Raw genomic sequence first — 14258 nt, forward strand, 5'->3', positions numbered from 1 at the left:
TTCACGGACGGCGCATGGTCTGGGTATGCCGTGCGGCAGCCAGGCCGCCGGGCAGTCGTCCCGTCCGACGCGGAGGTCCGCCATGTGTCCCCAGTTCTCCCCGTGCCACCCCGGCGGCGCCCCGCACGTCGTCGCCGCCCGCCCCGAACAGGGCTGGAACCTGCTGTGCGACGGCACGATCCACTTCGACGACACGGGCGAACTGCACCCCGACGGCAGCGTCGTCCCACCCCACCGCCCTCCGACCGCCCACCTGACCCCAGCCGCCTGAACCCCACCCCAAGCACACGCAGAAGACGCGGGGAACCACACAAACACCCCCACCACCGGCACCCGCCCAGGGGCGCGGGGAACTGCGCAAACACCCCCACCCCACCCGCACCCATCCACCGACCGACACCACCCACCCGCCCAGGGGCGCGGGGAACTGCGCAATCAACCCCAACACACCCGCCCTCGCCCTCGCCCTCGCCCTCGCCCTCGCCCCCAACCACCTACAAGCCCACGCCCCCAAGCGGAGCGCTAAAGCACGGCAAACCCGTCCAGTTCCACCATCGCCCGCTCGTCCCAGAGCCGTACGACCCCGACGACGGCCATCGCCGGATACGTCCGCCCGGTCAGCCTCCGCCAGATTGCGCCGAGTTCACGAGCACGGCCGCGATAGTCGGAGACATCCGTGGCGTAGACGGTGACCCGTGCGAGGTCACCGGGGGCGCCGCCGGCCGCGTGCAGGGCGGCGAGCAGGTTGCCGAGGGCCCGCTCGAACTGCTCGGGCAGGGTGTCACCGGTGATCTTGCCGTCGGCGTCGAGGGCGGTCTGGCCCGCCAGGAAGACCAACCGGGTGCCGGTGGCGACCACGGCGTGGGAGAAGCCGACGGGCGGGGAGAGGTCGGGCGGGTTGACGCGCTCGGCCGTCACGGTGCCTCCTGCGGAGTGTGCGGTGCGGCGTACGTGGCGTACAGCTCCTTGGCGATGATGCCGCGCTGGACCTCACTCGCACCCTCGTAGATGCGCGGGGCGCGGACCTCGCGGTAGAGGTGTTCGAGCAGATGGCCGCGGCGCAGCGCACGGGCACCGTGCAGTTGGACGGCGGTGTCGACGACGTACTGGGCGGTCTCGGTGGCGAGCAGCTTGGCCATCGCTGCGCGCATGGGGACGTCCGGCGCGGCCTCGTCGTGGGCCGTCGCCGCCGCGTACACCATCAGCCGGGCCGCGTCCGTGCGCAGGGCCATCTCGGCGACCTGGTGGGCGACGGTCTGCAGGTCCATCAGCTTGCCGCCGAAGGCGTCCCGTCCGCGGGTGTGGTGGAGGGTGGCGTCGAGCGCGGCCTGCGCCATGCCGACCGCGAAGGCGCCGACGCTCGGGCGGAACAGGTTCAGGGTGCCCATCGCGACCCGGAAGCCGCGGTCGGTCTCGCCCAGCACGTCGTCCGCGGTGACGGGTACGGCGTCGAACCGCAGGGCGCCTACGGGGTGCGGGGAGAGCATGTCCAGGGCGCTTCCGGTGAGGCCGGGCCGGTCGGCGGGCACGAGGAAGGCGGTCACGCCGCGGGCGCCCGCGCCCGGGGTGGTGCGGGCGAACACCGTGTAGAAGTCGGCTTCGGGGGCGTTGGAGATCCAGCATTTCTCGCCGGTGAGCCGCCAGCGGCGCGGGCCGTCCCGTTCAGCCGCCGGCGCGTCACCGAGCACGGCATCCGGACCGGCGCCCCGCACGCCCCGTCGCACACGGCCGTCGCCACCCACACCCCCGCGGCCCTCACCCCCGAAACCGTCCCCGCTCCCGTCCTCACTGTCCCCACCCCCGGCGTCCGCCAGGCTCCCCAACCCGGCAGCGGCGGCAGGAGAGACGCCGGCCGGGTCCCCACCGCGCGCGACCGCGTCCCGCTCCGCATCCGCCCGGAGGGCCAGCGCCGCGGCGTCCGAACCCGCCCCCGGCTCGCTCAGCGCGAAGGCCGCGATCGCCGTGCCGTCGATGACGCGGGGCAGCCAGCGGTCGCGCTGGGCCGGGGTGCCGTGGGCGTGCACCGGGTGGGCGCCGAGGCCCTGGAGGGCGAGGGCCGTCTCCGCCTCCGTACATGCCTGGGCCAGGGACTCCCGCATCAGACAGAGGTCGAGGGCGCCGGAGTCGAACAGTCGGGTGAGCAGGCCCAGTCGGCCGAGTTCGGCGACAAGCGGGCGATTGACCCGACCGGGCTCACCCTTTTCGGCGAGTGGGCGCAGTCGCTGCGCGGCGAGTGAACGCACCTGGGCGCTCCAGGCGATTTGCTCGGGTTCGAGTGAGAATGCGGGCACAGCCGTTCCTCCCTCCATGGCGGGTCGTCAGGACCCCACCCGACGGTATCGCGGACCATTGACTGTCGTCATCAACACGATACGCTCGTTGCGCGAGCCCACCACGAGCCGACCGGCAAGGGGGCGAACCGGCATGAACGTCTCGGCGCACGTCGACACCTTCGCGCGCGACCACCTCCCGCCGCCCGACCAGTGGCCGGAACTCCACTTCGACCTGCCGGAGCTGCGCTACCCCGACCGGCTGAACTGCGCGGCCGAACTCCTGGACCACGCCGACCCGGCACGCCCGGTGTTCCACACGCCCACCGGCGGTTCCTGGACCTACGGCGAGTTGCGCGTGCTCGTCGACCGCCTCGCCCACGTCCTCACCGGCGACCTCGGCGTGGTGCCCGGCAACCGGGTCCTGCTGCGCGGCCCGACCACACCGTGGCTGGCGGCCTGTTGGCTCGCGGTGCTGAAGGCGGGCGCCGTCGCCGTCACCGTACTGGCCCAGCAGCGCCCGCACGAACTGGCCACCATCTGCGAGATCGCCCGGGTGAGCCACGCCCTGTGCGACGCGCGGTCCGTCGGCGATCTCACGAAGGCCCGGATCCCCGGGCTGCGCGTCACGACGTACGGCGGTGACGCGCCGGACGACCTGCTCAGCCGCCCCGCGCCGGGCACCCCGTACCCGGCGGTGCGGACCGCGGCCGACGACATCGCGCTGATCGCGTTCACCTCCGGCACCACCGGTCGTCCGAAGGGGTGCATGCACTTCCACCGGGACGTGCTCGCCATCGCGGACACCTTCTCCAGACATGTGCTCGGACCCCGTCCCGGCGATGTCTTCGCGGGCAGTCCCCCGCTCGGCTTCACCTTCGGCCTGGGCGGCCTCGTGGTCTTCCCGATGCGCGCCGGCGCCAGCGCGCTCCTGCTCGAACAGGCCGGGCCCCGGCAGTTGCTGCCGGCCATCGCCCGGCACGGGGTCTCCGTGCTGTTCACCGCGCCGACCGCCTACCGCACGATGCTCGACCAGCTGGACGGACACGACACCTCGTCGCTGCGGCGCTGTGTCTCCGCGGGCGAGAACCTGCCCGCCGCGACCTGGCGGGCCTGGATGGAGCGGACCGGGCTGCGCATCATCAACGGGATCGGCGCCACCGAACTGCTGCACATCTTCATCTCCGCCGCCGACGAGCACATCCGACCCGGCACCACGGGCGTTCCCGTACCGGGGTGGCACGCGCGTGTGCAGGACGAGAACGGGGATCCCGTGCCCGACGGCGAACCGGGCCTGCTGGCCGTGCGCGGCCCGGTCGGCTGCCGCTACCTCGCCGACCCGCGGCAGCAGGTCTATGTGCGCGGCGGCTGGAACGTCACCGGCGACACCTACGTCCGCGAGGCCGACGGCTACTTCCGGTACGTCGCACGCGCCGACGACATGATCATCTCGGCCGGGTACAACATCGCGGGCCCCGAGGTCGAAGACGCGCTGCTGCGCCATCCGGACGTGATCGAGGCCGCGGTGATCGGGCGGCCCGACGAGGCGCGCGGCCAGATAGTGGTGGCCTACGCGGTGCTGGCGGAGGGCGCCGAGCGGGACGCCGACGCCCTGCGTGCCTTCGTCAAGTCCGAACTGGCTCCGTACAAGTGCCCGCGGGAGATCGTCTTCCTGGACGCGCTGCCGCGCACGGCGACCGGCAAGCTCCAGCGCTTTCGCCTCCGCACCCAGGGTGACCAGCCATGATCACGAAGACCTAAGATGATCAACGTGTCCGAGCAGCACGCCCCCCGGTCCCTCATCATCACTCTCTACGGCGCGTACGGCCGCTCCATGCCCGGTCCGGTACCCGTCGCGGAACTGATCCGGCTCCTGGCCGCGGTCGGCGTGGACGCGCCGTCCGTGCGGTCGTCGGTGTCCCGTCTGAAACGGCGCGGGCTGCTGCTGCCCGCCCGCACGGAGCGGGGCGCGGCCGGATACGGCCTGTCGCCGGACGCCCGGCAGTTGCTCGACGACGGCGATCTGCGCATCTACGCGTCCGCGCCGCCCGAGGACGAGGGCTGGGTGCTCGCCGTGTTCTCGGTGCCGGAATCGGAGCGGCAGAAGCGGCACGTGCTGCGCTCCCGGCTGGCGGGGCTGGGCTTCGGCACGGCCGCGCCCGGGGTGTGGATCGCTCCGGCGCGGCTGCACGAGGAGACCCGGCACACCCTCCAGCGGCTGGGGCTCGACCCGTACGTGGACTTCTTCCGCGGGGAGCATCTCGGCTTCGCGCCCACCGCCGAGGCGGTCGCGCGCTGGTGGGACCTGGCCGCCATCGCCAAGCAGCACGAGGTGTTCCTGGACGCGCACGCGCCCGTGCTGCACGCCTGGCAGCGGCGGGCGGACACCGCGCCCGAGCAGGCGTACCACGACTACCTGCTGGCCCTGGACTCCTGGCGGCACCTGCCGTACGCCGACCCCGGGCTGCCGGCGCACCTCCTGCCCGCGAACTGGCCGGGCGCCCGTTCGGCGGAGGTCTTCCGCGCGCTGCACGCACGACTGCGGGACGCGGGGGCCGAGTTCGTCGGGGCGTGATCCTGGGCGGTCCGCACGGACCACGCAGACCGCACGGACCGCGGACCGCGACGGCGTCCCAGGAAGGGGCGCCCCGGGAGCGGCGGCGGGAACCGGGCGGGGCACCACGCCGCAACCGCGGACGGACACCACCGCACCGCACGCCGTCCCGGCGCCGGTGTCCGTCGCCCGGCGGACCGGACACACCGGCCCGGCGACCGTCCCTTTCTGTGATCCCACACACATCTTGCGTCACTCATGGAACCCTTAGCCTCCTCCTTACCTCTTCTCAGGTTTCTTACCTACAGTCTGGTGGTCCGGTACGCCCTGGTTAGAAGAAGAGGACTGTTGCGCATGACCACCACGGCAAGGGCCCAGGGAGCCACCATCTGGCTCACGGGGCTGCCGAGCGCGGGCAAGACCACCATCGCCCGTCTCCTCGCTGACCGGCTGACCGGCGAGGGACGCAGGGTGGAGGTCCTCGACGGCGACGAGATACGCCGCTTCCTCTCCTCCGGCCTCGGTTTCTCCCGGGCGGACCGGAACACCAACGTGCAGCGCATCGGGCTGGTCTCCGAGGTGCTCGCGCGCAACGGCGTGCTGTCCCTGGTCCCGGTGATCGCCCCGTACGCCGACAGCCGTGACGCGGTCCGGGCCCGGCACGAGAAGAGTGCGACGCCCTATCTCGAAGTGCATGTCGCCACCCCGGTCGAGGTGTGCACCGAGCGGGACGTGAAGGGCCTGTACGCCAGGCAGGCGGCGGGCGAACTGTCCGGTCTGACGGGGGTCGACGACCCGTACGAGCCGCCGGCCGAACCGGCGCTGGTGCTGCGGACCGAGGAGCAGACCCCGCGGGAGTCGGCGGACGCGGTGTACGTACTGCTGGCGGAGCGGGGGCTGGTGTGAGCGGCACACTCTCGCATCTGGACGCGCTGGAGTCGGAGGCGGTGCACATCTTCCGCGAGGTCGCGGGCGAGTTCGAACGACCGGTGATCCTCTTCTCCGGCGGCAAGGACTCCATCGTCATGCTCCACCTCGCCCTCAAAGCCTTCACCCCCGCCCCCGTACCCTTCGCCCTCCTCCACGTCGACACCGGCCACAACTTCCCCGAAGTCCTCGACCACCGCGATCACACCGCCCACACCCACAACCTCCGCCTGCACATCGCCTCCGTCCAGGACTACATCGACCGCGGCACCCTCACAGAACGCCCCGACGGCACCCGCAACCCCCTCCAGACCCTCCCCCTCACCGAAAAGATCCAGCACGAGAAATTCGACGCCGTCTTCGGCGGCGGACGCCGCGACGAAGAAAAAGCCCGCGCCAAAGAACGCGTCTTCTCCCTCCGCGACGAATTCTCCCAGTGGGACCCCCGCCGCCAGCGCCCCGAACTCTGGAACCTCTACAACGGCCGCCACGCCCCCGGCGAACACGTCCGCGTCTTCCCCCTCTCCAACTGGACCGAACTCGACGTCTGGCAGTACATCGCCCGCGAGGACATCGAGTTGCCGGCCATCTACTACGCCCACCACCGTGAGGTGTTCCGGCGGGACGGGATGTGGCTGACGGCAGGTGAGTGGGGCGGCCCGCGGGACGGCGAGACGGTCGAGAAGCGCCAGGTCCGCTACCGCACCGTCGGCGACATGTCCTGCACCGGCGCCGTCGACTCCGACGCCGACACCATCGACAAGGTCATCGCCGAGATCACCGCCTCCCGCCTCACCGAACGCGGCGCCACCCGCGCCGACGACAAACTCTCCGAAGCCGCGATGGAAGACCGCAAGCGCGAGGGGTACTTCTAGACATGAGCACGACCATCGACACCCTGCGCCTCGCGACGGCCGGTTCGGTCGACGACGGCAAGTCCACCCTGGTCGGACGCCTGCTCCACGACTCCAAGTCGGTCCTCACCGACCAGCTCGAAGCCGTCCAGCACGCCTCCCTCAGCCGCGGCAAGGACACCCCCGACCTCGCCCTGCTCACCGACGGACTGCGCGCCGAACGCGAACAGGGCATCACCATCGACGTCGCCTACCGCTACTTCGCCACCCCCCGCCGCCGCTTCATCCTCGCCGACACCCCCGGCCACGTGCAGTACACCCGCAACATGGTCACCGGCGCCTCCACCGCCGAACTCACCGTCGTCCTCGTCGACGCCCGGGGCGGCGTCGTCGAACAGACCCGCCGCCACGCCGCCATCGCCGCCCTCCTCCGCGTCCCCCACGTCGTCCTCGCCGTCAACAAGATGGACCTCGTCGGCTACGCGGAGGAGGAGTTCGACCGCATCGTCGCGGACTTCGCGGGCCACGCGGCCGGGCTGGGCCTCGGGGCGTTCACCCCGATCCCGGTGTCGGCGCTGGCCGGCGACAACGTGGTGGAGCGCTCCGCCGCCATGGACTGGTACGCCGGTCCGGCGCTGCTGGAGTTCCTGGAGGGCGTCCCGGTGGCCGCGGATCCCGCCGACGCCCCGGCCCGCTTCCCCGTCCAGTACGTCATCCGGCACGGCGACGTCCGCCACTACGCCGGGCAACTGGTCTCCGGCGCGCTGCGGGTGGGCGACCGGGTGACGGTCCACCCCTCGGGCGCCACCTCCGAGATCGCCGGGATCGACGCGCTGGGCGAGCCGGTGTCCGCGGCCCACGCCCCGCAGTCCATCGCACTGCGCCTGGCCGACCAGCGGGATGTCTCCCGCGGCGACATGATCACCGCGGGCGCCGCCGCGCCCGTGCTCACCCAGGACGTCACGGCGGACGTCTGCCACCTCGCCGACCGTCCGCTGTGCCCCGGCGACCGGGTGCTGCTCAAGCACACCACCAGGACCGTGCGGGCGATCGTCAGGTCCCTCGGGGAGACGGCCGAGCTGACGGCGAACGGCCTGGGCCGGATCACCCTGCGCACGGCGGAGCCGGTCGCCCTCGACGACTACGCCGTCTCCCGGCGCACCGGCGCGTTCATCCTGATCGACCCGGCGGACGGCGGCACGCTGACCGCGGGCATGGCGCGGGTCAGCGCTCCAGTGTGAGCCGGGGCTTGGGGGCGTCGGTGCGTCCGGTCCGCGGGCGCCTGCTGCCCGCGCGGTAAGGGGCGGGCCAGCCGGTGCCCGGGCCCTCGTACTCCTGCTCGGCCGCCGCGTGCAGGGTCCAGTGCGGGTCGTAGAGGTGCGGGCGGCCCAGCGCGCACAGGTCGGTGCGCCCGGCCAGGATCAGCGAGTTGACGTCGTCCCAGGAGGTGATCGCGCCGACCGCGATCACCGGTACGCCGGTCTCGTGCCGGATCCGGTCGGCGAACGGCGTCTGGTAGGACCGTCCGAACTCGGGCTGTTCCTCGGCCACCACCTGTCCGGTCGACACGTCGATCGCGTCGGCGCCGTGCGCGGCGAAGGCACGGGCGATCTCCACCGCCTCCTCGGCCGTGGTCCCGCCCTCGGCCCAGTCGGTGGCGGAGATCCGTACGGTCATCGGCCGCTCCTCGGGCCACGCCCCGCGGACGGCGTCGAAGACCTCCAGCGGGAAGCGCAGCCGGTCGGGGAGCGAGCCGCCGTAGGCGTCGGTGCGCCGGTTGGTGAGCGGGGAGAGGAAACCGGAGAGCAGGTAGCCGTGCGCGCAGTGCAGTTCGAGCAGGTCGAAGCCGGCCCGGGCGGCCCGTCGGGCGGCGGCCGTGAACTGCTCGCGGAGGTCGGTGAGCTGGGCACGGGTGAGCCGGTGCGGGGTCTGGCTGCCCGGCTTGTACGGCAGTGGGGAGGCGGCCACGAGCGGCCAGTTCCCGGTGGGCAGCGGCTCGTCGATGCCCTGCCACATCAGCTTGGTGGAGCCCTTGCGTCCGCTGTGGCCGAGCTGTACGCCGATCGCGGTGCCCGGTGCCTGTGTGTGCACGAAGTCGGTGATCCGGCGCCAGCTCTCGGCCTGTCTGCCGGTGTAGAGGCCGGTGCAGCCGGGGGTGATCCGCCCTTCGGCGCTGACGCACACCATCTCGGTCATCAGCAGGCCGGCGCCGCCGAGGGCGCGGGCGCCCAGGTGGACGAGGTGGAAGTCGCCGGGGACGCCGTCGGTGGCCGAGTACATGTCCATGGGTGAGACGACGACCCGGTTGCGCAGGGTCAGCCCGCGCAGCCGGAACGGGGTGAACATCGGGGGCGTGCCCGGCGGGCAGCCGAACTCGCGCTCCACGGACTCGGTGAAGCGTGCGTCGCGCAGCCGCAGGTTGTCGTGGGTGACGCGGCGGCTGCGGGTGAGCAGGTTGAAGGCGAACTGCCGGGGCCGCTGGCCGAGGTAGCGGCCGAGGTCCTCGAACCATTCCAGGCTGGCCCGGGCGGCCCGCTGGGTGGAGGCGACGACCGGTCTGCGCTCCGCCTCGTAGGCCGCGAGCGCCCCGGCCGTCGTGGGGTGTTCGGTCAGGCAGGCGGCCAGGGCCAGGGCGTCCTCGACGGCGAGCTTGGTGCCGGAACCGATGGAGAAGTGGGCGGTGTGGGCGGCGTCGCCGAGGAGGACGACGTTCTCGTGCGACCAGCGTTCGTTGACGACCGTGCGGAAGGTGGTCCAGGCGGACTTGTTGGAGCGCAGTGGGCGTCCGCCGAGCGCGTCCGCGAAGATCTTGGCGCAGCGTTCGACGGACTCCTGCTCGTCGAGTTCACCGAATCCGGCGGCCTCCCACACCTCGTCGCGCATCTCGACGATCACGGTGGAGGCACCGGAGCGGTCCTGCGGCCCGGAGGGCCTCGTTGTGGGGTGGTGGCCGGGTGACGGGTGGGAGTAGGGGTAGCCGTGCAGTTGCATCACGCCGTGTTCGGTCTCGGCGATCTCGAAGCGGAAGGCGTCGAAGGCGAAGTCGGCGGCGAGCCAGATGTAGCGGCACCGGTGGGTGGTCACCCGGGGGCGGAACACATGGGCGTACGCCTCGCGGGTGGTGCTGTGCACACCGTCGGCGGCGATGACCAGGTCGTACGTCTCGGCGAGCCAGGCCGGGTACGGTGCCTCGCTGCCGAAGCGCAGGTCGACGCCGAGGGAGCGGCACCGCTCGTGCAGGATCTCCAGGAGCCGTCGTCTGCCGAGGGCGGCGAAGCCGTGTCCTGAGGAGGTGTGGCGGATGTTCCGGTGGACGATGTCGATGTCGTCCCAGCGGACGAACTCCTGTTGCAGGGCCTCGTAGACCACCGGGTCGGCGTGTTCGATGCCGCCGAGGGTCTCGTCGGAGAGGACGACGCCGAAGCCGAAGGTGTCCTGGGGGGCGTTGCGTTCCCAGACGGTGACCTGCCGTCGCGGGTCCAGCCGCTTGAGGAGGGCCGCGGCGTACAGGCCGCCGGGGCCGCCGCCGATGACCGCGACGCGCCGGGGACCACCGGCAGTCTCCGGCGACTGCGACCGCGACTGCGGGTCGGGCTGCGGTGTGGCCGGGTGGTCCGCCTCGTGGCGGAGCCGGTCATCGGCGCCGCCGCGCGCGCCTTCGCCCGGCCCGGTCACCGTCCCTGCCATTTCGGGGGGCGCTTCTCGGTGAAGGCCGCGTGGAACTCGGCGTAGTCCTCGCTGTTCATCAGCAGCGCCTGGGTCGACGCGTCCAGTTCCACCGATGCCGCAAGCGGCATGTCCAGTTCGGCGGTGAGCAGCGCCTTGGTCTGTGCGTGGGCCAGGGCCGGGCCGTCGGCCAGCCGCCGGGCGAGGGCCTGCGCCGCCTCGTCGGCGCGGCCCTCCTCGGTCAGTTCGCTGATCAGCCCGATCCGCTCGGCCTCGGCGGCGCGCACCGGTTCCCCGAGCATGAGCAGCCGCGTGGCGTGGCCGAGGCCGACGACCCGGGGCAGCAGATAGGCGGCGCCCATGTCGCCGCCGGACAGCCCGACGCGGGTGAACAGGAAGGCGAAGCGGGCGCTCGGGTCGGCCACGCGGAAGTCGGCCGCGAGCGCCAGGACGGCCCCGGCGCCCGCCGCGACCCCGTGCACCGCCGCGATCACCGGGAACGGGCACTCCCGTACGGCCCGGACGACCTGGCCGGTCATCCGGTTGAAGTCGAGGAGTTGGGCGGTGTCCAGGGCGAGGGTCGCCCCGATGATCTCGTCGACGTCGCCGCCGGAGCAGAAGCCGCGTCCCTCACCGGCCAGTACCAGGGCCCGCACGGACCGTTCGCGGGACAGCTCGGCGAGCAGGTCACGCAGGTCGGCGTAGGCGCCGAAGGTGAGCGCGTTCAGCTTCTCGGGGCGGGCGAGGGTGACGGTGGCGACGCCCTCGGCGCGCTCGACCCGGAGGTGGTCCCAGGTCGGGGTGCGGGCGGCGGAGCCGGTGAAGGGACTCATGAGGTGCGGCCTCCTCGGGCGGGCGGTTCCTCACGTATCTCTACCCTCGAAGCTATCACTGAATTCTGACCGTCGTCAGGATGGCGCAACATCGTGGACCGCGGAAGACGGACGGATCCGGTCACGACGGTCACGACGGTCACGACTCGTCAATAGCGCGGTAACAACGTGGCCGGAGGTGCGAGAGGGGCCGCCGGCCCGGGTATGCCGCCCCGTACCGGGGCCGAAGACCCCGAGCGGTACCCGCGCGGAACCCCGTCCGGCGGGCCCCGTACCCTCTCTACGGTTGAAAGCAGGACATCCTGCTCCATGAACGGAACCGCCGTGTACGAACGCCCGCCGGCATCGGCCTCTTGGCGCATCGCGCTGCCGCACACCACCGCGGCGGTGCCGGTGGCCCGCGCCCTGATCCGCACGGCCCTGACGGCGCTGGGGCACGCGGCCGACCGTGACACCGCGGAGCTGCTCACGGCGGAGCTGGTCGCCAACGCGGTGGAGCACACCGCCGGGCGCGGGCCGATCGAGCTGGTGGTGGACGTGCGGCCGACCGGCTGTCAGGTGGAGGTGCACGACTCGGATCCGGAGCCGCCGGGCGACCTCACGCACCCGGCCGTCGAGCAGCCCGACGTCTGGCAGGAGGGCGGGCGCGGGCTGCTGCTGATCCGGACCCTCAGTTCGTCCTGCGGCCACCGGCCCACCGAGTCGGGCAAGGCGGTGTGGTTCCGGCTCCTCGCGCCCTGTCAGTGCCGCCCGGCCTGACGTCGGCTCAGGAACGTTCGGGGCCGGGCCGCACAGCGGGGCTCAGGCCAGGGTCGCGACCAGGACCGCCTTGATGGTGTGCATCCGGTTCTCCGCCTCGTCGAAGACGACGGAGTGCTCGGACTCGAAGACCTCGTCGGTGACCTCCAGCTCGGTCAGCCCGTGCCGCTCGTGGATCTCCCGGCCGACATCGGTGCCGAGGTCGTGGAAGGCCGGCAGGCAGTGCAGGAACTTCACGCCGGGATTGCCGGTGGCGCGCAGCACGTCCATGGTCACGGCGTACGGGCCGAGCAGCGCTATGCGCTCGTCCCAGACCTGCTGGGGCTCGCCCATCGACACCCATACGTCGGTGGCGACGAAGTCGGCGCCGCGCACGCCCTGTTCCACGTCCTCGGTGAGTGTGATCCGGGCGCCGGAGGCCCCGGCCAGCTGCCGGGCCAGCTCGACGATCGTCTCGTCCGGCCACAGCAGCCGGGGCGCGACGATGCGGACGTCCATGCCGAGCAGGGCGCCGGTGACCAGGTAGGAGTTGCCCATGTTGTAGCGGGCGTCGCCGAGGTAGGCGAAGGCGATCCGGGTCAGCGGCTTGTCGCTGTGCTCGGTCATGGTGAGCACGTCGGCGAGCATCTGGGTGGGGTGCCACTCGTCGGTGAGGCCGTTGTAGACGGGGACCCCGGCGTACGCGGCCAGTTCCTCGACGACGCCCTGGCCGTGGCCGCGGTACTCGATGGCGTCGTACATCCGGCCGAGCACCCGGGCGGTGTCCTTGACGGACTCCTTGTGCCCGATCTGCGAGCCGGCCGGGTCCAGGTAGGTGGTGTGCGCCCCCTGGTCGGCCGCCGCGACCTCGAACGCGCAGCGCGTGCGCGTCGAGGTCTTCTCGAAGACCAGGGCGATGTTCTTGCCGCTCAGGTGCCGTGTCTCGGTCCCGGCCCGCTTGGCCGCCTTCAGTTCGGCGGCCAGCTCGATCAGGCCGCGGAACTCCTCCTCGGTGAAGTCCAGCTCCTTGAGGAAGTGACGGCCGGCGAGGGCGGTCGGGACTGTCGCCATGGGGGGCGCTCCAGGGATCGCGAGAACGGGGACACTACGGAAGACCGTGGAAGTCTATACGATAGGCAGCATTTCTATACAACACCCCGGGTGTCCCTTTCCGGTCGTCACACCGGGGCCCGTTCCACCGGGCAGCTCATGCAGCGGGGCCCGCCCCGGCCGCGGCCCAGCTCGCTGCCCGGGATCTCGATCACCTCGATGCCCTGTTTGCGCAGATGTGTGTTGGTGGTCGAGTTCCGCTCGTACGCGACGACGACCCCGGGTTCGACGGCGAGGACGTTGCAGCCGTCGTCCCACTGCTCCCGCTCGGCCGCGTGCACGTCCTGGGTGGCGGTCAGCACGCGGATCTCGCTGAGGCCGAGTGCGGCGGCGATCGCCCGGTGCATGTGCTCCGGCGGATGGTCGGTGACCTTGAGTTCCCGGTCGGCGGCGCCCGGTTCGATGGTGTACGAGCGGAGCATGCCGAGCCCGCCGTACTGGGTGAAGACGTCGCCGTCGACCATCGTCATCACGGTGTCGAGGTGCATCAGGGCACGCCGTTTGGGCATGTCGAGCGCGACGATGGTCCGGGCCGACCCGGCGGCGAAGAGCTTGTGCGCGAGCATCTCCACGGCCTGCGGGGTGGTGCGCTCGCTCATGCCGATGAGGACGGCGCCGTTGCCGATGACCAGGACGTCGCCGCCCTCGATGGTGGACGGGTAGTCGGCCTGCCCCTCGGACCAGATGTGGAACCCCGCGCCCTTGAAGAGGGGGTGGTGCCGGTAGATCGCCTCGAAGTGCACGGTCTCCCGCTGCCGCGCCGGCCAGCGCATGGCGTTGATGGAGACACCGTCGTAGATCCAGGCGGAGGTGTCGCGGGTGAAGAGGTGGTTGGGCAGCGGGTCGAGCAGGAACTCGTCGAGGTCCATCACATGGAAGCGGACGGAGGCGGGCTCCGCGTGCGCGTCCAGGAACTCCCGCTTGGTCATGCCGCCGACCAGGACCTCTGCCAGGTCGTACGCGGGCAGGGTCTCGAAGGCGGCCCGCAGGTGGTCGGTGGCGAGCGGACCGTACTCCTTCTCGTCGAAGACGCGGTCCAGGACGAGGGCCCTGGCCTCGGGGATCTCCAGGGTCTCGGTGAGCAGGTCGCCGAAGAGGTGAACGATGACCCCACGGTCGCGCAGCACGTCGGCGAACCCGTCGTGCTCGGCGCGCGCCCGACGCACCCACAGCACGTCGTCGAAGAGGAGGGCGTCCTTGTTGCTGGGGGTGAGCCTTTTGAGCTCCAGATCAGGCCGGTGCAGGATGACGCGGCGCAGCCGCCCGGCCTCGGAGTCGACGTGGAATCCCATGCCTCCATCCTCGC

Annotated in this window: 13 protein-coding genes; 7 read left to right on the forward strand and 6 right to left on the reverse strand. The window is 72.1% G+C overall.

What is annotated here, in order from left to right; all coding sequences use genetic code 11:
- The first annotated feature begins 82 nt into the window (after positions 1–82).
- Positions 83–271, forward strand: coding sequence for a DUF5999 family protein (locus ACFY2B_RS11145; protein WP_390762866.1), 189 nt, complete (start codon positions 83–85; stop codon positions 269–271).
- Between the two features lie 251 nt (positions 272–522).
- Here the strand turns inward: ACFY2B_RS11145 and ACFY2B_RS11150 are convergent, their stop codons facing one another.
- Positions 523–918, reverse strand: a complete 396-nt coding sequence (locus ACFY2B_RS11150; protein WP_390762867.1) for a RidA family protein — start codon at positions 916–918, stop codon at positions 523–525.
- Positions 915–2291: an acyl-CoA dehydrogenase family protein gene (locus ACFY2B_RS11155; RefSeq protein WP_390762868.1), complete on the reverse strand. Its 1377-nt coding sequence runs from the start codon at positions 2289–2291 to the stop codon at positions 915–917. The genes ACFY2B_RS11150 and ACFY2B_RS11155 overlap by 4 nt, the downstream gene beginning before the upstream one ends.
- Positions 2292–2424: 133 nt before the next feature.
- On the opposite strand from ACFY2B_RS11155, the gene ACFY2B_RS11160 reads away from it, so the two are divergent.
- The 5 genes from ACFY2B_RS11160 to ACFY2B_RS11180 all read left to right on the forward strand — a co-directional run bounded on the left by ACFY2B_RS11160 (position 2425) and on the right by ACFY2B_RS11180 (position 7846).
- Positions 2425–4017 (forward strand): AMP-binding protein, encoded by a 1593-nt coding sequence (locus tag ACFY2B_RS11160; protein ID WP_390762869.1) that lies wholly within the window; start codon positions 2425–2427, stop codon positions 4015–4017.
- 15 nt (positions 4018–4032) lie between these two features.
- Positions 4033–4845, forward strand: coding sequence for a PaaX family transcriptional regulator C-terminal domain-containing protein (locus ACFY2B_RS11165; RefSeq protein ID WP_390762870.1), 813 nt, complete (start codon positions 4033–4035; stop codon positions 4843–4845).
- A 333-nt stretch (positions 4846–5178) separates the two neighbouring features.
- The gene (gene cysC / locus ACFY2B_RS11170) at positions 5179–5730 is read left to right on the forward strand and encodes an adenylyl-sulfate kinase (protein WP_390762871.1); all 552 of its coding nucleotides are present in this window, start codon (positions 5179–5181) and stop codon (positions 5728–5730) included.
- Positions 5727–6626: a sulfate adenylyltransferase subunit CysD gene (cysD, locus tag ACFY2B_RS11175; RefSeq protein WP_390762872.1), complete on the forward strand. Its 900-nt coding sequence runs from the start codon at positions 5727–5729 to the stop codon at positions 6624–6626. The genes cysC and cysD overlap by 4 nt, the downstream gene beginning before the upstream one ends.
- 2 nt (positions 6627–6628) lie before the next feature.
- The gene (locus tag ACFY2B_RS11180; RefSeq protein ID WP_390762873.1) at positions 6629–7846 is read left to right on the forward strand and encodes a sulfate adenylyltransferase subunit 1; all 1218 of its coding nucleotides are present in this window, start codon (positions 6629–6631) and stop codon (positions 7844–7846) included.
- On the opposite strand, the gene ACFY2B_RS11185 is transcribed toward ACFY2B_RS11180, so the two are convergent.
- Both ACFY2B_RS11185 and ACFY2B_RS11190 read right to left on the reverse strand, forming a co-directional pair.
- Positions 7830–10292 carry a bifunctional salicylyl-CoA 5-hydroxylase/oxidoreductase gene (locus ACFY2B_RS11185; RefSeq protein WP_390762874.1) on the reverse strand — a complete coding sequence of 821 codons (2463 nt, stop codon included), beginning with the start codon at positions 10290–10292 and terminating at the stop codon, positions 7830–7832. The two genes, ACFY2B_RS11180 and ACFY2B_RS11185, sit on opposite strands and share 17 nt — an antisense overlap.
- On the reverse strand, positions 10277–11104 hold the full coding sequence (locus ACFY2B_RS11190; RefSeq protein ID WP_390762875.1) for an enoyl-CoA hydratase family protein: 828 nt from the start codon (positions 11102–11104) through the stop codon (positions 10277–10279). Before ACFY2B_RS11190 ends, ACFY2B_RS11185 begins: the two co-directional genes overlap by 16 nt.
- A gap of 309 nt (positions 11105–11413) precedes the next feature.
- On the opposite strand from ACFY2B_RS11190, the gene ACFY2B_RS11195 reads away from it, so the two are divergent.
- Positions 11414–11863 (forward strand): ATP-binding protein, encoded by a 450-nt coding sequence (locus ACFY2B_RS11195; RefSeq protein ID WP_390762876.1) that lies wholly within the window; start codon positions 11414–11416, stop codon positions 11861–11863.
- Between the two features lie 42 nt (positions 11864–11905).
- On the opposite strand, the gene argF is transcribed toward ACFY2B_RS11195, so the two are convergent.
- Together argF and ACFY2B_RS11205 are read right to left on the reverse strand one after the other, a co-directional pair.
- The gene (gene argF / locus ACFY2B_RS11200; protein ID WP_390762877.1) at positions 11906–12913 is read right to left on the reverse strand and encodes an ornithine carbamoyltransferase; all 1008 of its coding nucleotides are present in this window, start codon (positions 12911–12913) and stop codon (positions 11906–11908) included.
- Between the two features lie 107 nt (positions 12914–13020).
- Positions 13021–14244, reverse strand: coding sequence for an arginine deiminase (locus ACFY2B_RS11205; RefSeq protein WP_390762878.1), 1224 nt, complete (start codon positions 14242–14244; stop codon positions 13021–13023).
- Between the last annotated feature and the right edge of the window lie 14 nt (positions 14245–14258).

The sequence above is a fragment of the Streptomyces sp. NPDC001270 genome, from assembly GCF_042896695.1.
In the GTDB taxonomy this organism is placed as follows: domain Bacteria; phylum Actinomycetota; class Actinomycetes; order Streptomycetales; family Streptomycetaceae; genus Streptomyces.